This window comes from Agromyces marinus, assembly GCF_021442325.1.
Classification (GTDB): domain Bacteria; phylum Actinomycetota; class Actinomycetes; order Actinomycetales; family Microbacteriaceae; genus Agromyces; species Agromyces marinus.
In genome coordinates, this window is the sequence record NZ_CP087879.1 from 822,654 (window position 1) to 839,499 (window position 16,846).

At 71.9% G+C, this 16,846-nt stretch carries 16 protein-coding genes and 1 tRNA gene; 12 read left to right on the forward strand and 5 right to left on the reverse strand.

Annotation, left to right across the window (positions count from 1 at the left end; translation table 11 throughout):
- Positions 1-13 precede the first annotated feature (13 nt).
- Positions 14-484: a GtrA family protein gene (locus tag DSM26151_RS03920; protein ID WP_234661121.1), complete on the reverse strand. Its 471-nt coding sequence runs from the start codon at positions 482-484 to the stop codon at positions 14-16.
- 61 nt (positions 485-545) lie between these two features.
- Between DSM26151_RS03920 and DSM26151_RS03925 the strand changes: the two genes are divergently transcribed.
- From DSM26151_RS03925 to DSM26151_RS03935, 3 genes are all read left to right on the forward strand, one after another.
- Positions 546-1,310 carry a glycosyltransferase family 2 protein gene (locus tag DSM26151_RS03925; protein ID WP_234661122.1) on the forward strand — a complete coding sequence of 255 codons (765 nt, stop codon included), beginning with the start codon at positions 546-548 and terminating at the stop codon, positions 1,308-1,310.
- Positions 1,307-2,842, forward strand: coding sequence for a hypothetical protein (locus DSM26151_RS03930; RefSeq protein WP_234661123.1), 1,536 nt, complete (start codon positions 1,307-1,309; stop codon positions 2,840-2,842). Before DSM26151_RS03925 ends, DSM26151_RS03930 begins: the two co-directional genes overlap by 4 nt.
- Before the next feature lie 93 nt (positions 2,843-2,935).
- The gene (locus DSM26151_RS03935) at positions 2,936-4,039 is read left to right on the forward strand and encodes a heparan-alpha-glucosaminide N-acetyltransferase domain-containing protein (RefSeq protein ID WP_234661124.1); all 1,104 of its coding nucleotides are present in this window, start codon (positions 2,936-2,938) and stop codon (positions 4,037-4,039) included.
- Positions 4,040-4,149: 110 nt separating this feature from the next.
- Here the strand turns inward: DSM26151_RS03935 and DSM26151_RS03940 are convergent.
- From DSM26151_RS03940 to DSM26151_RS03950, 3 genes are all read right to left on the reverse strand, one after another.
- A tRNA-Pro gene (locus tag DSM26151_RS03940) sits at positions 4,150-4,223 on the reverse strand.
- 87 nt (positions 4,224-4,310) lie between these two features.
- Positions 4,311-5,285: a metallophosphoesterase gene (locus tag DSM26151_RS03945; RefSeq protein WP_234661125.1), complete on the reverse strand. Its 975-nt coding sequence runs from the start codon at positions 5,283-5,285 to the stop codon at positions 4,311-4,313.
- Positions 5,285-7,912, reverse strand: a complete 2,628-nt coding sequence (locus DSM26151_RS03950; protein WP_234661126.1) for a transglycosylase domain-containing protein — start codon at positions 7,910-7,912, stop codon at positions 5,285-5,287. Before DSM26151_RS03950 ends, DSM26151_RS03945 begins: the two co-directional genes overlap by 1 nt.
- A gap of 109 nt (positions 7,913-8,021) precedes the next feature.
- On the opposite strand from DSM26151_RS03950, the gene DSM26151_RS03955 reads away from it, so the two are divergent.
- Positions 8,022-8,249 carry a DUF4177 domain-containing protein gene (locus tag DSM26151_RS03955; RefSeq protein WP_234661127.1) on the forward strand — a complete coding sequence of 76 codons (228 nt, stop codon included), beginning with the start codon at positions 8,022-8,024 and terminating at the stop codon, positions 8,247-8,249.
- On the forward strand, positions 8,249-8,719 hold the full coding sequence (locus tag DSM26151_RS03960) for a RidA family protein (RefSeq protein WP_234661128.1): 471 nt from the start codon (positions 8,249-8,251) through the stop codon (positions 8,717-8,719). Before DSM26151_RS03955 ends, DSM26151_RS03960 begins: the two co-directional genes overlap by 1 nt.
- Before the next feature lie 100 nt (positions 8,720-8,819).
- Here the strand turns inward: DSM26151_RS03960 and acs are convergent, their stop codons facing one another.
- Positions 8,820-10,787 (reverse strand): acetate--CoA ligase, encoded by a 1,968-nt coding sequence (gene acs / locus DSM26151_RS03965; RefSeq protein ID WP_234661129.1) that lies wholly within the window; start codon positions 10,785-10,787, stop codon positions 8,820-8,822.
- A 507-nt stretch (positions 10,788-11,294) separates the two neighbouring features.
- On the opposite strand from acs, the gene DSM26151_RS03970 reads away from it, so the two are divergent.
- The 7 genes from DSM26151_RS03970 to DSM26151_RS04000 all read left to right on the forward strand — a co-directional run bounded on the left by DSM26151_RS03970 (position 11,295) and on the right by DSM26151_RS04000 (position 16,842).
- Complete coding sequence (locus tag DSM26151_RS03970; protein WP_234661130.1) at positions 11,295-12,395, forward strand: TadA family conjugal transfer-associated ATPase; 1,101 nt, start codon at positions 11,295-11,297, stop codon at positions 12,393-12,395.
- Complete coding sequence (locus tag DSM26151_RS03975) at positions 12,389-13,423, forward strand: type II secretion system F family protein (protein WP_234661131.1); 1,035 nt, start codon at positions 12,389-12,391, stop codon at positions 13,421-13,423. Before DSM26151_RS03970 ends, DSM26151_RS03975 begins: the two co-directional genes overlap by 7 nt.
- Before the next feature lie 59 nt (positions 13,424-13,482).
- A complete protein-coding gene (locus tag DSM26151_RS03980; RefSeq protein WP_234661132.1) occupies positions 13,483-13,728 on the forward strand; it encodes a DUF4244 domain-containing protein in 246 nt (81 codons plus the stop codon).
- 16 nt (positions 13,729-13,744) lie between these two features.
- Complete coding sequence (locus tag DSM26151_RS03985) at positions 13,745-14,053, forward strand: TadE family type IV pilus minor pilin (RefSeq protein WP_234661133.1); 309 nt, start codon at positions 13,745-13,747, stop codon at positions 14,051-14,053.
- Entirely contained in the window at positions 14,050-14,433 is a 384-nt protein-coding gene (locus DSM26151_RS03990) for an Rv3654c family TadE-like protein (RefSeq protein ID WP_234661134.1), read from the forward strand. The genes DSM26151_RS03985 and DSM26151_RS03990 overlap by 4 nt, the downstream gene beginning before the upstream one ends.
- 158 nt (positions 14,434-14,591) lie before the next feature.
- Positions 14,592-15,236, forward strand: a complete 645-nt coding sequence (locus DSM26151_RS03995; RefSeq protein ID WP_234661135.1) for a GntR family transcriptional regulator — start codon at positions 14,592-14,594, stop codon at positions 15,234-15,236.
- Between the two features lie 67 nt (positions 15,237-15,303).
- The gene (locus tag DSM26151_RS04000; RefSeq protein WP_234661136.1) at positions 15,304-16,842 is read left to right on the forward strand and encodes an MmgE/PrpD family protein; all 1,539 of its coding nucleotides are present in this window, start codon (positions 15,304-15,306) and stop codon (positions 16,840-16,842) included.
- The last annotated feature ends 4 nt before the right edge of the window (positions 16,843-16,846 follow it).

The following is a 16,846-nucleotide window of genomic DNA, read 5'->3' on the forward strand; positions in this document are numbered from 1 at the left end:
GCCGGCTGACGCGTCAGGTCGCGTCCGCGGTCGCGCCCGGCTTCGGTCGGCGCGCCCCGCGGAAGACCACGAAGTGGTACAGCAGGAAGCGGACCAGCACCACGATCGCGATGCTGCCGAGGTTGACCGCGTTGACCGCGACCGGGCCGGCCTCGCGTCCGAGCAGGAGCGTGGCCACGGCGACGCCCGCCCAGACGATGAGGGCGCCGAGCGCCGTGCACGCCGCGTTGACGATCACGAACAACGTCAGTTCGACCCCGCGCGAATGGCCGCCGCGATCGCGGAAGGTCCATTCGCGGTTGCCGAGGTACGCGTTCACGAGGGCCACGAGCGATGCGACGATCTTCGCCATCACGAGGTCGACGTCGAACGCGAAGACCAGCAGGTTGAACACCGCGATCTCGATCAGCGTGCTGACCGCCCCCACCGTGAGGAAGCGCGCCCCGAGCCCGGCGAGGCGGCGCCACCGAGCATGCTGTGACATCTCGACTACGCTACTACGCGTGCCGTCGCCCGCCGCGCGGCGTTCGACGTCGGGAGGCCGTGTGCAGCTGGAACACCTCGTGGTCGTCATGCCGGCCTACAACGAGGCCGAGGGACTGCCGGAGTTCCTGTCGGAGATCAGCGAGCACCTCGCGCCGCTCGCGCCACGGCTGGACCTCGTCGTGGTCGACGACCGGTCGACGGATGCCACGCGGCAGGTGCTCCACGACCTCGCGGCCGACCTGCCGGGGCTCGTCCCGGTCGACGCCGACGTGAATCGCGGTCACGGCCCGACCGCCATCGCGGCGTACCGCTCCGGCCTCGGACTCGAGCCGGACCTGATCCTGCACGTCGACGGCGACGGCCAGTTCCACGGCGCCGACCTCGTGCGCACCGTGCGCGCCGCGGTCTCGACCGGGGCCGACGTCGTGCACGGGGTCCGACGCGGGCGTCAGGACCCGTGGTTCCGCCGCGCCCTCACCGCGGGGGTCGGCCTCGTCGTGGCGGCCGCGGCCGGACGCCGGGTCCCCGACGTCAACACGCCGCTGCGGGTCTACCGGCCCGAGGCGATCGCCGAACTGCTCGACGCGATCCCCGATGACGCGCTCGTGCCGCACGTGCACTTCTCGATCGCCGAGGCGCGCCGCGGCTACCAGGTCAGGTACGTCGAGGTCGCGAGCCTGCCGCGCCGCGGATCGAGCGCGACCGGAACGATGTGGGGCGTGGAGCGCTCGCCGAAGCTGCCGCCGAAGCGACTCCGGCGGTTCGCGGTCGCGTCCGCGGCCGAGCTGTGGCGGGTGTCGCTCAGGCCGGGGGCCCGTCGATGACACCGTGGCCGACGCCCCACGTGCGACGGATCGGGCTCGCGGTGCTGTGGTGGGTCGCGCTGGTCGGACTCGTCGTCGCGAACCTGCTCATCCTGATTCCCGGCATCGTTTCCGTGCGCCTCTGGGAGGACGAGGCGCTGAACCTCACCGTTCCCCTGAACCTCGTGCGCGGACTCGGGTACGCCAGCGACGGCACGCTGTCGGGCAGCACGCTCACGCCGTTCGACGTGCGGATCTCGACGGGTCCGGTGCTGCTGCTGCCCACGGCCGGGCTGATCGCGCTCGGCGTCGATCCCGTCGTCGCTGGCCGGCTGCTCGCCACGCTCGGTTGGGTGGGGCTCCTCGTCGCACTCGGACTCGTCGGGCGGCGCCTCGGCGGCCGGTGGGCCGCGCTGGTCGCGATCGCCGTCCCCGTCGCGTTCGAGACGGCCGCGCTGCCGTCGCCGATCCAGACCCCGGCCGACATCCTCGGCGAGGTCACCGCTGCGGCCCTCCTCGCGGCGGCGCTCCTGTTCGTGCATCGCCGGCCGTGGCTGGCCGGACTGCTCGTCGGGCTGGCCATCCAGGCGAAGTTCGTCGCGCTGCTCGCGATCCCGGCGTTCACCGTCGCGGTGCTGCTGGATGCCGCGGGGCCGATCGGTGCGCGTCTGCGGATGACGATCCCGCGCGTGCTCGTCGCGGCACTCGCCGCCGCCGTGCCGACGCTCGTCTTCGAACTCGTCAAGCTGCTGACGCTCGGATTCGCCGGGTACGTGGACAACCTCCGCGACTTCGCGTACTTCCTCCTCTCCGGCGGCCAGCTCGGGTACGCGGTGACCCCGGCCGAGAAGGCCGACACGCTCGCGGCGTCGTGGAACCTGCCGCCCGAGCTCGCGGCGTTCGTCGGCGTGGCCGTCGCGGCGACGGCGGCCCTGGTGTTCGTGGTCGCGTGGGGGAGGGTCCGCCGCGCGCCGGGACTGCTCCGGTCGAAGGGCGCTGCCCGAGCCGAACCCTCCGAGTTCGCGGCGATCGTCCTCGTCGCACTGCTCGGGGTCGCGACCTACCTCGCCTGGTGGATGCTGTCGCGGCACACACCCGCCTGGATCCGCCATCCGGCCCCCGGCGTACTCGCGTTCGTCCCGGTGGTCGCCGCGGCCCTGGTGCCCGCGACACGCGTCGCGTGGCGGGGGCTGCGCACCCATGTGGTGAGGACCCTCGTGGCCGGGGTCGCTGCGCTCGCGGTGGTCGCGTTGGCCTGGTCGGTCGTCGGCCGCGTCACGACCGTCGGCACCCGGCCGGGCGCGACCGGCGAGACCCTACCGCACCAGCGCGCGGCCGCTGCGGAGATCGCCGAGCTCGGCCATGACCGCCTGGCGACCTGGTGGGGCGCGGGCGTGAGCGTCGCGGTCCTCGCCGGCTCGCATATCGGCCTCACGGATGCGGGGGAGTCGACCGCGGGCGACCCCACGATCTGGTCGGGAACGCCGCGTGTCGACCCGTGCGAGGTCGAGGTCGTCGCCGGCAGGTACACGGTCTGCGCCGCTCGCCCCTGAGCTGAGCGCCCAGGGCCCGACGAGCCGCCCGCGGCGAACGGGCCGCCCGCGGCGAACGGGCCGCGGCTGCCGGTCGGTGTGCGAAGATGACGCATGCCCGCGCCCCTCCGCCTCCCGCGGAGCCCGACCACGCGCGTCGAGGGCGTCGACGCCGCGCGGGGCATCGCACTCGTCGGGATGTTCGTGGCCCACGTCGCCCCGGCGGTCGAGCAGGCGGACCTCGCCGCGGTCATCGCGTTCGCCGATGAGCGCCCGCGCCTGCTGTTCGCGCTCACCGCGGGCATCGGGCTCGGGCTCATGACCGGCGGCACGCAGGCGACCGCGGATCCGGCATCGCGGTCCGCGCTGCGCCGTCGGATCGCGATCCGCGGCATCCTGCTCATCCTGCTCGGCCTGGCCGTGATCGCCTACCTCCGCCCGCTCGTCTTCGTCATCCTCGACGTGTACGGCGTCGCGTTCCTCGTCATGCTCCCGCTGCTGTTCCTGCCTGCGCGCACCGCGCTCGGCGCGGGGATCGCGGGCGTCGTCATCGCTCCCATCGTGGTCGAGGCCGCGCGCCGGCCTCCCGTGGCGATGGGCTCCGACGGGGCGCTCGGCCTCATCCCGGAGTGGTTCCTCATCGGGGCGTACCCGGTCGTCGTCTGGGTCCCGGTCATGCTCATCGGGGTCGGCCTCGCGAGGGCCGGCATCCACCGGCCGGAGGTGATCGCGCGGGCGGCGGCGGCCTCGGCGCTCGTGGCCGTGTTCGCCCTGACGAGCGCGGCGGTGCTGGCCCGATCTGAGGGGACCGTCCCGAGGGACGCCCCCGTCGGCGGGAACGTCGTGCTCGCGGCATCCCTTCAGACGGCGGGCAACACCGCGGTCGCGGTCCTCCTCGTCGCCGCCACGATGACGCTCACCGCGTTCGCCGTGCCGCGCGTCCGCCGGGTCGCCGGCGTCGCGCTGTCGCCGATCACGGCGATGGGGTCGATGCCCCTGACGATCTACACGGGCCACCTGGTCGTGATCGCGAACGCGAAGACGGTGCGCCCCGACGGGGTGGTGACGGATGACTCGTGGCCGCTGCTCGTCGGCTTGATCATCGGTTCGGCGGTGTTCGCGTGGACGTGGCGCAGGTTCCTCGGGCGCGGACCGCTCGAGCGGGTCTTCGGCTGGGCCTCCGGCTGGGGCCGCAGCGGGGCGGGACGGCGGTCGTGACGGAGCAGCCTGCATCGACGCGGTACCCGTTCGGACACGCCGGAGACGGAACGAACCCCCTCCGCGTGGAGGGGGCTCGTGTCCGGCGCCCGATGGCGCCGGGATTCCGGTCGGGGTGACAGGATTTGAACCTGCGACCTCTTCGTCCCGAACGAAGCGCGCTACCAAGCTGCGCCACACCCCGGATGGCCCGAAGGCCTCCACAAGCATAGCCGACATTTCGGATGCTCCCGACCAGCCGGAACGGACGGAACGCTCCCCGGGTCGGTGGTCAGGACTCCGGGACGAGGGTCATCAGCGTCGCCTCCGGCGGGCAGGCGAACCGGACCGGAGCCGTGATCGACGTGCCGAGGCCGGCCGAGACGTTGAGGAACGCCGCCCGCAGGCCGTGACGCCACACGCTCAGCCCGCTCGCCTGGGAACGCGGGATGTCGCAGTTGGTCACCAGCGCCCCGAAGCCGGGAACGCACACCTGTCCGCCGTGCGTGTGGCCCGCCACGAGCAGCTGCGCGCCGTGGTTCACGAACGAGTTCAGCACCCGCCGGTAGGGTGCATGAGCGACGCCGATCGTGACCGATCGGCGCTCGGGCTGTTCCCCCGGGAGGTCGGGCCAGCTCTCGTCGCCGTACGGGTCGTCGGCGCGGAGGTCGTCGATCGCCGCGGCGACGAGCTCGAGGCGGTCGTAGCCACGATGCGGATCGTCGACGCCGATGAACTCGAGGTGCGTGCCGTTCACCTCGATCGAGGCGGCGGCATTGTCGAGGTCGAGCCAGCCGAGCTCGCCGAAGAACGCGTGGAGCGCGGCGGTGTCGAGGCGTTCGGCACGCTGCGCCGTGCCGGAAGGGCCTCCGAAGTACGCCAACGGGTTCTTCAGCACCGGTCCGAAGTAGTCGTTCGAGCCGTTGACGAAGACTCCGGGAACCCCGCGGAACGCCGAGAACGCACGTCGGATGCCCTCGAGCCCGTTCCGGTGGCCGAGGTTGTCGCCCGTGTCGATGACCAGGTCGGGGCGCAGGTCGGCGAGCGCCGCGACCCACTCCTGCTTGTCGCGCTGCCACGGCGCCATATGCAGGTCGGAGACGTGCAGGACCCGGATCGGTTCGGCACCGGTCGGGAGCACGGGCACCTCGACCCGTCGCAGGGTGAACCGGCGACGCTCGACGAGCGAGCCCCACGCGAACGCGGCAGCGCCCGCCGCGCCGATCGCCAAGGCGATCCGCGCGACGGGCGAGAAGCCGTCGCCCATCAGTCGCCCGGGCCGTCGCCGTTGCCGTTGCCCGGACCATCACCGGGCGGTCCGGCGTCGCCGTCGAACTTCCCGATCGTGATCGTGATCTTCTGGCCGGACTTGACCGAGCTCCCGGAGCCCGGCGACTGAGCGAGGACGAGTCCGTCCTGGCTCGGGTCGCTGACGTCCTGGTCGTCCCGGTCGACTCGGAAGCCCGCATCGCGGAGCGTCTGTTCCGCTTGGTCGGCGCTCATGCCGACGACGTCGGGCAGACCGGCCATGTTTCCGCGGCTCGTCTTCAGGCTGATGATCGCGCCACGTCCGGCCGTGCCGGACGGCGACTGGGAGCCGATGGTGCCCTTCGGCTTGTCGGAGTCGACCTCGCCGTCCATCTTCCAGCCGAACCCGGCCGCCTCGAGGGCCTTCTGTGCGGCCTCGGGCGAGAGGCCGAGCACGTCGGGCACGGAGACCTGCGGGGCGTTCAGCATCGTCGAGGGCGGCTCGGCGAAGGCGTCGCCGCCGTACCGGGCGTTCGCGACCGACTGGATGCGGGGCCAGATGTTGTGCCTGAGCCCGGCGGCCTGGCCGGCATCGAAGTAGGTGTCCCGCAGGTTGACGTGCCCGGTGACGTTGAACACGCCGACGACGGTCGACACCTTCGAGGACGCACCGCTCATCCACGTGGCCTCGGCGTTGTCGGTGGTGCCCGTCTTGCCGATCATCGGCACGTAGGGGTCGACCTGCCAGCCCGACGCGGCGGCGGTGCCGCCCTCCATCGTCTTGCGCATCGCGTACGCGGTTCCCGCGGCGACCTCGGGGGTCAGCGCCTGGGTGCACTCGGAGGCGGGCGGCGTGAGCTCGGCGCCGTCCTGTTTCGTGATCTTGTCGATCGCGATCGGCGAGCAGGACTTGCCACCGCCGGCGATGCCGGCGAATGCCGTGGCCATGGACAGCGGCGCGACCTCGTTGGTGCCGAGGATCGTCGACGGGTACTGCCCCAGCGGCTCGTAGTCCGCCCGGTGCACGCCGAGGCCCTCGGCGGTCTTCGCGATCCCGCACAGGTCGAGCTGCTTGGCCATCGCGATGAAGCCCGTGTTGTAGGAGTTCATGGTGTTCTCGACCGCGGTCCAGTAGCCACCCTCTTCGCCGCCGTCGTTGCGGGGGTTGCCCCACTCGCCGTTGTCGACCATGGTGCCCTGGCAGCTGTTCTCGAACTCGCCCCACGCTGCGCGTCGACGCGAGTCGACGCCCTCGTTGAGGGCATGCCCCTCCTTCAGCCACTCGGCGAGGGTGAACACCTTGTAGGTCGACCCGGGCTGGAATCCGCTCGAGCCGCCGTAGTCGATGTCGGCGTTGTAGTTGACCGCCGAGTAGTTGCGCCCGCTCGCGAGCACGTCGGGGTCGGCGGAGTAATCCTTGTTCTGCGCCATGGCGAGGATCCGGCCGGTGCCGACCTCGACGCTCACGGCGGTTCCACCGATGTCGACGCCGTCGGCGGACTTCGGGATGTTGTCGTTCAGCGCCGCGACCGCTTCGTTCTGGATCGCGAAGTCGATCGTGGTGTAGATGTCGAGGCCGCCCTTCTGGAGCAGTTCACGGCCTTCGTTGACGTCTTCCGTGGCGGGATCGTCGAACTTGCTCTTGATCTCCCAGGTGACGTAGTCGCAGAAGAAGGCGTAGCCGTTCGACGTCGCGCACCCGGTGCTCGACTCGGTGATCTTCGGCGCCACCGGCTCCGCGACCGCGGCGTCGCGCTCCTCCTGGGTGATCTTGCCCTCCTTGAGCATCTCATCCAGGATGTAGTCGCGTCGGTCCTTGTTGGCGGCGTACGGCGTAGGCTCGCCCTTCGCGTTGACGCTGGCGGTACCGTTCGCCTCGCTCTCGGGGTAGTCGAGGCGGAACTTCTCCGGGTGGTTGACGATGGCGATGAGGCTCGCTGCCTGCGGCAGCGTGAGGTCCTGCGCGTTCGTGCCGAAGTAGTACTTCGCGGCCGACTGCACGCCGTACACGCGCCCGCCGAAGTGCGCGATGTTGAGGTACCCGAGGAGGATGGTGTCCTTGGAGTACTTCTTCTCGAGCGAGACCGCGTACCGGATCTCCTTGAGCTTGCGTTCGGCACTCACCTCGGTCGCCGCCTCGTAGGCGGCCTCCCGCTCCTCCTCGTTCGTCGCCTCGGACACGCCGTTGTTGATGAGCACGTTCTTGACGTACTGCTGCGTGATCGAGGATCCGCCCTGCGTGTCCCCGCCGATGACGGTCTTCAACGCGCCGCGCACCGTGCCCTGGATGTCGACGCCGCCGTGCTCGTAGAAGCGCGGGTCCTCACCGGCGACGGCGGCGTCCTTGAGGTACTGGGAGATGTAATCCCACGCCACCTCCTCGCGGTTCTCGTCGAAGAACGACGCCAGGGGAGTCCACTCGCCGTCGGCGTTCTTCGCCCGCAGCGTCGACTTCTGCGACAGTTCGTCGATCTCGAGGTACCCGGGAAGGTTCTCGAACATCGTGATGCTGTTGTTCGCGGCCATGCCCGTGACGGCCAGCGCGGGCGTCACCGCAGCGGTCACGAGGATGCCGGCGAGGGCGCTCATGCCGACGATGCCGAGCACGCCGGACGCAGCACCGCTCAGGGGTTTTTGGGCAGACATATAGTGGAGCTTAACGGAGAAGGCTGGCAATAGCCGCCAAGCGGCGACCCCCGCAGGGACTTGTCGCGCCTTCGGACACCACCATCCATCGTCGGCTCGAAGGAGCGTCATGCCCGCCTGGGAGTACATCACCACCCCGCTGCTGATCCACAACACCGCCGCGATCCTGAACAACTGGGGCTCGGAGGGCTGGGAACTCGTGCAGGTCGTGCAGGGCCCCGAGGGCGGGCTCGTCGCCTACCTGAAGCGCCCGGTCGGCGGCGAGGACTCGGCCGCGGCATCCGCCGGCCAGGCTGCGGCCGCGCAGGCCGCCAAGCAGTTCGAGGGCGACGCCTGATGGCCTCGGTCGAGGCACGCCTGGCCGAACTCGGCATCGAACTCCCGGCCGTCGCCGCCCCGGTCGCCGCATACGTCCCCGCGGTCGTGACCGGCACGCTCGTCTACACGTCGGGCCAGCTGCCCTTCGTCGCCGGTGCCCTGCCCGCGACCGGAAAGGTCGGCGACGGGGACGGGCTCGTCCCCGCAGGCGACGCCAAGGAGTACGCCCGACTGTGCGCGCTCAACGCCCTCGCGGCGATCAAGGCCCAGATCGGCTCGCTCGACCGGGTCACGCGGATCGTCAAGGTCGTGGGCTTCGTCGCCTCCGACCCGTCGTTCACGGGGCAGCCCGGGGTGATCAACGGCGCCTCGGAGTTCATCGGCGAGGTCTTCGGCGACGCCGGAGTGCACGCACGCTCCGCGGTCGGCGTGGCCGTCCTCCCGCTCGACGCACCCGTCGAGGTCGAGGTGATCGCCGAGTTCGCCTAGAACCGATGCGGGCCCGCCGGTACGGGCGGGCCCGAAGACGCGGATGCCGCGGCGGGAACAACCGCCGCGGCATCCGTCTTCTCGGGTCGGCCTTCGCCGGTCAGCGCACCTGGGCGCTGATCACCTGCATGATCGACGTGTCCGCCAGGGTCGTCGTGTCGCCGACCTCGCGGCCTTCGGCGAGGTCGCGCAGCAGCCGACGCATGATCTTGCCGGACCGCGTCTTCGGCAGTTCGTTGACGATGAAGACCTGACGCGGGCGCGCGATCGCACCGATCTGCGTCGCGACGTGCCTGCGGAGTTCCTCGCTGGCCTCGGCCGGGTCGGTGACCCGCTCGGCCTGGCTGGCCTTGAGGATCACGAACGCGACGACCGCCTGGCCGGTGGTCTCGTCGGACGCGCCGACGACGGCGGCCTCGGCCGTCCAGGGGTGGGCGACGAGCGAGGACTCGATCTCGGCGGTCGACAGGCGGTGGCCCGAGACGTTCATGACGTCGTCGACCCGGCCGAGCAGCCAGATGTCGCCGTCCTCGTCGCGGCGGGCGCCGTCGCCGGCGAAGTACATGGTCTTGTCGGGCGCTGCGCCGAACTTCTCCCAGTAGGTCTCCTTGAAGCGCTCCGGGTCGCCCCAGATGCCGCGGAGCATCGACGGCCACGGCTCGGTGACGACGAGCAGTCCGCCGCCCTCGCCCTCGACGGCGGTGCCGTCGTCGTCGAGGATGTCGATCGACACGCCCGGCACGGGGACCTGCGCCGAGCCCGGCTTCAGGTCGGTGACGCCCGGCAGCGCGGAGATCATGATCGCGCCGGTCTCGGTCTGCCACCAGGTGTCGACGACCGGGATCGACCCGCCGCCGATGACGTGGCGGTACCAGATCCACGCCTCGGGGTTGATCGGCTCGCCGACCGAGCCGAGCAGGCGCAGGGTGCGCAGGTTGTACTCGTGCGGGATCTGCCGGCCGAGCTTCATGAACGAGCGGATGGCGGTCGGCGCCGTGTACAGGATCGTCACGCCGTACTTCTCGACGATCTCCCACCAGCGGCCGGGGTGCGGCGTGTCGGGCGTGCCCTCGTACAGCACCTGCGTGGCGCCGTTCGCGAGCGGGCCGTAGACGACGTAGGAGTGGCCGGTGATCCAGCCGACGTCGGCCGTGCACCAGTAGACGTCGCGCTCGGGGTGCAGGTCGAACACGTTCTTCTGGGTGAACGCGGCCTGCGTGAGGTACCCGCCGGAGGTGTGCAGGATGCCCTTGGGCTTTCCGGTCGTGCCCGAGGTGTAGAGGATGAAGAGCGGGTGCTCGGCCTCGAAGCCCTGCGCCTCGTGCTCGTTCGACGCGGTCGCGACGGTCTCGTGCCACCAGAGGTCGCGGTCGGAGTTCCAGCCGATCTCGTTCTCGCCGCGCTTGACGACGAGCACGTTGCGGACCGAGCCGGCGGACTTCTCGAGCGCCTCGTCGACCACGGGCTTGAGCGGGAAGACGCGACCCTTTCGGTAGCCGCCGTCGGCGGTGATGACGACGGATGCCTCGGCGTCGTCGATGCGCGACGCGAGGCTGTCGGCGCTGAAGCCGCCGAACACGACCGAGTGGATCGCGCCAAGGCGAGCCACGGCGAGCATCGAGACGACGGCCTCGGGGATCATCGGCAGGTAGATGGCGACGCGGTCGCCCGAGCGGACGCCGAGGTCGGTGAGCGTGTTGGCCGCGCGCTTGACCTCGTCGGTCAGCTCGGCGTAGGTGATGGCACGGGAGTCGCCCGGCTCGCCCTCCCAGTGGATGGCGACCCGGTCGCCGAGGCCGGCCTCGACATGACGGTCGAGGCAGTTGACGGCGACGTTGAGCTCGCCATCGTCGAACCACTTCGCGAACGGAGGGTTCGACCAGTCGAGCGTGCGGGTGAAGGGCTTCTCCCACTGGAGGAGCGTGCGGGCCTGGTCGGCCCAGAACTCGAGCCGGTCGGCGCGAGCGGCGTCGTAGAGGCCCTCGTCGGCGACGGCCTGGGCGGCGAACTCGGGGCTCGGGCGGAAGCGCCGGATCTCCTCGAGCGCGTGATCGATCTGCGCGTTCATAGTGGTGCGATCGCTCCTTCGCGAAGTGTTTCGGTTGACGGGTCGCCTGCCCCACACAGCACCCTACCGTCCATCGGCCGACGATGACGTCGGGCGGGGAGCGGTCGCGCCCGTCGTCCGACCGGGGTGCGAAATCGTTGGGAGTCGTCCGGTTTCGCGGCCGATTCCGTCGTTGTTCGACGGTCGAATGGAGGAACTCGCGAAGATTTCTGTATGTCGGCACAAATGAGGACAGAAAGTGCTTGCGCATGGAACGTCAACCCATACACTGGGTACGCCCCGAACGTATCCGATTCGCGGCCTGCAGCGCGTGAGATTCCCCCCAATCAGCGTGCTGCCGAGGCGGCACCTGTTCCCCCCAATGGGTGCCGCCCCCTTTCGTTAAGGCGTCGTCCTCGATGCCGACGAGAGACGAGTCCTCCTCCACAACGGTGTGGGGGAGGACTCGTCCCGATCCTTCGAGGATCGGGGCAGATCGACCGAGCGCACGCTCCTACGGTCGATCGCATGTCCGCCCCCTTCGTCGCCGTCCCCTCGTGGGAGACCGACGCCGCGCCCGAATGGGCGCCGCCCACCGAGGGTCCGAGCGCGGCGCCCGAGCCCGCGTCATCCGTGCCCGACCGGCGTTCCGCGTCCCCGCCGGAACCGGCGAGGACACGGCAATCCGCAGGTGAAGCCATCGGGGTCGACGACCTGGCCGAACTCGGGCCGCTCGGCCCGTACGCGGACGACCCTGCGGTCACCGACCTGTTCGTCAATGGAGAGCGCGGCCTCTGGGTCGACCGCGGTTCCGGCGCCGAGCGCGAACCCGGCTGGCATGCCGCCGAAGCCGAGGTCCGCGCCCTCGCGATCCGGCTCGTCGCCCGCGGCGGCCGGCACGTCGACGAGTCCACCCCGGCGGTGGACGTCAGGCTCGGCCGCGGCATCCGGGTGCACGCGGCCATCCCGCCGATCTCGACCACCGGCACGCTGCTCTCGGTCCGGATCCCACGTGCGGCCGGGGCGCGCCTGGCCGACCTCACCCGGACCGGCATGCTCGACGCCGACACGGAGGCGCGGCTGCGCGGCGCGGTGCACGACCGGCGGAACCTCCTCATCACCGGGGCCGGCGGCACCGGGAAGACGACGCTGCTGGGTGCGCTCATCGCCGAGGTGCCGCCGGGCGAACGTGTCGTGCTGCTCGAGGACGTCGCCGAGCTCCGCCCGTGCCATCCGCACGTCGTCGCCCTCGAGAGCCGCCAGTCGAACCTCGAGGGCGCCGGGCGGATCGGACTCGACCAGCTCCTCCGCGAGTCGTTGCGGATGCGCCCGGATCGACTCGTCGTCGGCGAGTGCCGGGGTCCCGAGCTCAGGGAACTGCTCTCCGCGCTGAACACCGGCCACGAGGGCGGTGCCGGAACGCTGCACGCGAACTCGCTCGCCGACGTCCCGGCACGACTCGAGGCGCTCGGGGCCCTCGCGGGCATGTCGCCCGCGGCGGTGTCCCGGCAGGCGGCGAGCGCGTTCGACCTCGTGATCCACCTCGAGCGGAGCGGAGGCCGGAGGCGCGTCGCCGGGATCGGCCGGTTCCGTGCGCGCGATGGTCGGATGGAGGTCGAGCCGTGCTGACCCGCGCCGTTCGAGCGGCACGGCGGCTTCTCGATCGCGTCCTCCCGCGCCCGGCCGACGCGGCGGCGCCCTTCGACCTCGTCGCCGGGGTCGCCGAGCGGCTGGCCGCCCTGCTGACGGCGGGTCTCGCGCCCGCGACCGCATGGGCCGCGCTGCGAACGGATGCCGCGGAGGCGACTCGGGGCTCCGAGCGCGATGCCGCGGTGCTCGTCGCGGCCGCGGATGCCGCCGGAAGCGGCGAGTCGGTCGCGGCCGCGATCGAGTCGGCCACGCGGCGCGCGCCGCACGCGGCGCGCGACCGGGGTGCACCGCCCGGCGAGGCGTCGTCGGCGTGGCCGGTGCTCGCGGCGGCCTGGGCGGTGGCGGATGCCGCGGGCGCGCCGCTGGCCCGGACGCTCGTCGTGCTCGGTTCATCGCTCCGCGACGAGGCGCAACTGCGACGGGAGGCGGCTGCGCTCCTGGCCGGCCCCAGAGCCAGCGCGCGGCTCGTCGCCGCACTCCCGGTCATCGCCGTCGCGTTCGGAATGATGCTCGGCTTCGACACCCTCGGCGTGCTCCTCGGCGGGCCGCTCGGCCTGGCCTGCCTCGTGGCAGGCAGCGGCCTGCTCTGGGCGGGCGCGAGGTGGAGCCGTGCGCTCGTCGCCCGTGCCGGGGTCGCGCGGCCGGCACCGGGCCTCGGGCTCGAGCTCCTGGCCGTGGCGCTCTCGAGCGGCGCGTCCGTGGAACGCGCACAGGAGGTCGTCGCCGACGCGCTCCGCCGGCACGTGCCCGAACTCGCCGATCGCGATGCGAGCCCGCCCGTGCTCGCGCTCGCCGAGCGAGCGGGCGCACCGGTCGCCGAGCTCCTCCGAGCCGAGGCCGCTCGGATGCGGGGCGCCGCGCGGTCGGCGGGTGCGACCCGGGCCGCCGCGCTCGGCGTGCGCCTCATGATCCCGCTCGGATGCTGCGTCCTTCCCGCCTTCGTGCTGCTCGGCGTCGCCCCGCTCATGATCTCCGTCGTCACCGGCACCCTCGGCGGTTCCGCGTGACGTCGCCATCGACTCGTGCCACCGTCGCCGCCGCGTGCGGCAGAGAGAAGGAGTACCGCATGCACCACGCACCGTCCGTCACCCCACCGGCACCGCGCTCCCGCCGGTACGCGACCGTTGCCCACCGATGCCTCGTCGCGATCGCGCGGCGGCTCGCAGGCGAGCGCGGAGCCGCCACCGCCGAGTACGCCGTCGCGACCATGGCCGCCGTCGGGTTCGCCGGGCTGCTCGTCGTGATCCTCCGCGGCGAGGAGGTCCGTGGCATCCTGACCGACCTCGTGCGGAATGCGCTCACGGTCGGGTGACGCCGATCGCGGCAGCGTGACGGCGGAGTTCGCCGTCGCGCTGCCCGCGATCGCCCTCGTGCTCGCGGCGTCGCTCGCCTCGGTGCACGCGGTCGCGGTGCAGGTGAGGCTCGCCGACGCCGCGGCGGACGCGGCGCGCGCCCTCGGTCGGGGCGAGACGTCCGCGGTCGCGGCCGGCATCGCGGCTCGTCATGTCCGGGGCGCGGGCCTCGCGGTCGTCGACGACGGCGACGTGGTGTGCGCGCGCCTGACCGCGCGCCCCGGGGGCCTGCTCGCAGCGCTCGAACTGCGCGCGGAGTCGTGCGCGATGCGAGGTGGGCTGTGACCGACGGGGAGGGCGTTGCGGGCCGACACCGCGGGCCGGACGGCGGCGAGGCCGGTGCGGCGACCGTCGTCGCGATGGCGATCCTCGGTGCGGTCGTTGCACTCGCGGTGGCGATGGTCGGCGTGCTCGGCGCCTCCGTGGCGGCGCAGCAGGCCGCGAATGCGGCGGATGCCGCGGCGCTCGCCGCCGCCGATGCGCTGAGCGGTGCCGTTGCCGGCGAGCCGTGCACTTCGGCGGCCGAGCTCGCCGAGCGGAACGGTGCGAACCTCGTCGCGTGCGAGGTCGTCGGCCCGACCGCCGTCGTCGCGGTCGAGGTCGTGCGCGGTCCGATCCGTGCCGTCGCCGACGCGCGCGCGGGGCCGCCCGGGTGGAGCAGGTGAAGCGGGTTCGCGGGCGGCCGACTCGAGACCGCGTGTATACATGACATGGCTTCGTGGGAGGTTCCGAGGTGACGAATCTGCAACCTGTCAGCCAATCGTTGCGGATCCGACCCACCCCATGTATACATAACGGGGCGTTGTGTGATCAAGGGGGCGAGATGAGGGCTGGCGAGCGGGCGTACGGCACGCTCCGCGGCGAGATCCTGGACGGCGCGCTCGGGCCCGGCACGGTCCTGCTGGAGGTCGATCAATCCGTCCGTCTCGGCGTCAGTCGCACTCCGGTCCGCGAGGCGCTGCGCCGTCTCGCAGCGGACGGTCTGGTCGAGCCGACGGCCCGCGGCACCATCGTGACCGCCGTGTCGCACGCGGACATCGTCGCCCTGTACGAACTCCGCGAAGCGCTCGAGGCGCGGGCCGCGGCCCTGGCGGCGCGACGGCGCGCGGAGGCGCCGTTCCTCGCGATCCGCGAGCGGCTGCAGCACGCGCCCCGGCTGCTCGCCGAGGGAGAGGAGGGGCTCGCCCGGTACTTCGCGATCGTCGACGACCTCGACCTGGCGATCGAGGAGGCTGCGGCCAACCCCTTCCTCGGCGGCGCGCTCCGCAGCGTCCAGTTGCATTCCGCCCGGATCCGCCGGCTGTCCCGGCACAACCCCGCGCGGCTCCGCGGGGCAGCCTCCGAGCACGAGCTCATCGTCGATGCGATCCTCGCTGGCGACGCCGAGCTCGCCTCCCACGCGACCCACGTCCACCTCCACCGCAGCCTGACCCACGCGCTCGCGAGCGCGACCGCCCCGGCGGCGTAGGGCGCGGTCCGATCCCGGACCGCGCCCGACGCCGAACGCAGAGAACACCGAACCGAAAGGCCGAACCGTGCAACTCCACCACGTGCGCGTCCACCGCAGCGATGAGAACCTGGCCCGCCCCGATCAGCTCGCCTGGAAGATCGCCGAGGTCGCGGTCGATCCGGTTGCGGTCGATGGTGATGTGGTGGAGATGGTCGTGAATCGGGTGATCGATAATGCGGCGGTGGCTGCGGCGTCGTTGGCTCGGGGGCCGGTGGTCGCGGCGCGTTCGCAGGCGTTGGCGCATCCGGTTTCGATCGGGGGTGCCGGGGCGAATGTGCTCGGGGTGGATGCGGGTCGGCGCACGTCGCCGGAGTGGGCGGCGTGGGCGAACGGGGTCGCGGTGCGGGAGTTGGATTTCCATGACACGTTCCTCGCGGCGGAGTATTCGCATCCGGCGGACAACATTCCCGCGGTGGTCGCGGTCGCGCAGCATTGCGCGGGCTCGCGTGGGTTGACGGGTCGGGATGTGGTGCGGGGCATCGCGACGGGGTACGAGGTGCAGGTGGACCTGGCCAAGGCGATCAGCCTGCACAAGCACAAGATCGATCATGTCGCGCATCTGGGGCCGTCGGCGGCTGCGGGGATCGGGACGTTGCTGGGGTTGGATCGGGAGACGATCTTCCAGGCGGTGGGGCAGGCGTTGCACACCACGACCGCGACGCGGCAGTCGCGCAAGGGTGAGATCTCGACGTGGAAGGCGCATGCGCCGGCGTTCGCGGGGAAGATGGCGGTCGAGGCGGTGGATCGGGCGATGCGGGGCCAGACCAGTCCGGTGCCGATCTACGAGGGTGAGGACGGGGTGATCGCGTGGCTGCTGGACGGCCCGGACGCCGGGTACGAGGTGCCGTTGCCCGAACCGGGTGAGGGCAAGCGGGCGATCCTGGACACGTACACGAAGGAGCACTCGGCGGAGTACCAGGCGCAGGCGTTGATCGACCTGGGTCGGAGGTTGCACCGGGAGTACCCGTTGATCCTGGACGACCCGGACCGGATCGAGTCGGTCACGATCCATACCTCGCACCACACCCATCACGTGATCGGGTCCGGGGCGGGCGACCCGCAGAAGTACGACCCGACCGCGTCGCGGGAGACGTTGGATCACTCGGTGCCCTACATCTTCACGGTCGCGTTGCAGGACGGTGCCTGGCATCACGTGGACTCGTACGCGCCGGAGCGGGCGGGCCGGCCGGACACGGTCGCGTTGTGGCGCAAGGTGGTCACGGTCGAGGACCCGGAATGGACCCGCCGGTACCACTCGCTGGACATGACGGAGAAGGCGTTCGGGGGCAGGGTCGTGATCCGCCTGGCCGATGGCGGCGAGATCGTGGAGGAGATCGCGGTCGCGGACGCGCACCCGCTCGGGGCGCGCCCGTTCGGTCGGGAGCAGTACGTGGAGAAGTTCCGCACCCTCGCCGAGGGGGTCCTGACCGAGGCCGAGATCGACCGGTTCCTCGGTCTGGCCGTGCGTCTGCCCGACCTCGGCCCGGACGAGCTGACCCACCTCACCATCACCGCCGCACCCGGCGCGCTGACCCAGTTCGAGACGCCGCACGGCATCTTCTAGGAGG

Bases quoted from the DNA above. Each gene is read 5' to 3' on its own strand.
- DSM26151_RS03930 (WP_234661123.1), top strand. From the start codon at position 1,307: ATGACACCGTGGCCGACGCCCCACGTGCGACGGATCGGGCTCGCGGTG.
- DSM26151_RS03995 (WP_234661135.1), top strand. From the start codon at position 14,592: ATGAGGGCTGGCGAGCGGGCGTACGGCACGCTCCGCGGCGAGATCCTG.
- DSM26151_RS03945 (WP_234661125.1), bottom strand. From the start codon at position 5,285: ATGGGCGACGGCTTCTCGCCCGTCGCGCGGATCGCCTTGGCGATCGGC.
- DSM26151_RS03920 (WP_234661121.1), bottom strand. From the start codon at position 484: ATGTCACAGCATGCTCGGTGGCGCCGCCTCGCCGGGCTCGGGGCGCGC.
- DSM26151_RS03980 (WP_234661132.1), top strand. From the start codon at position 13,483: ATGCACCACGCACCGTCCGTCACCCCACCGGCACCGCGCTCCCGCCGG.
- DSM26151_RS03960 (WP_234661128.1), top strand. From the start codon at position 8,249: ATGGCCTCGGTCGAGGCACGCCTGGCCGAACTCGGCATCGAACTCCCG.
- DSM26151_RS03970 (WP_234661130.1), top strand. From the start codon at position 11,295: ATGTCCGCCCCCTTCGTCGCCGTCCCCTCGTGGGAGACCGACGCCGCG.
- DSM26151_RS03950 (WP_234661126.1), bottom strand. From the start codon at position 7,912: ATGTCTGCCCAAAAACCCCTGAGCGGTGCTGCGTCCGGCGTGCTCGGC.
- DSM26151_RS03935 (WP_234661124.1), top strand. From the start codon at position 2,936: ATGCCCGCGCCCCTCCGCCTCCCGCGGAGCCCGACCACGCGCGTCGAG.
- acs (WP_234661129.1), bottom strand. From the start codon at position 10,787: ATGAACGCGCAGATCGATCACGCGCTCGAGGAGATCCGGCGCTTCCGC.
- DSM26151_RS03955 (WP_234661127.1), top strand. From the start codon at position 8,022: ATGCCCGCCTGGGAGTACATCACCACCCCGCTGCTGATCCACAACACC.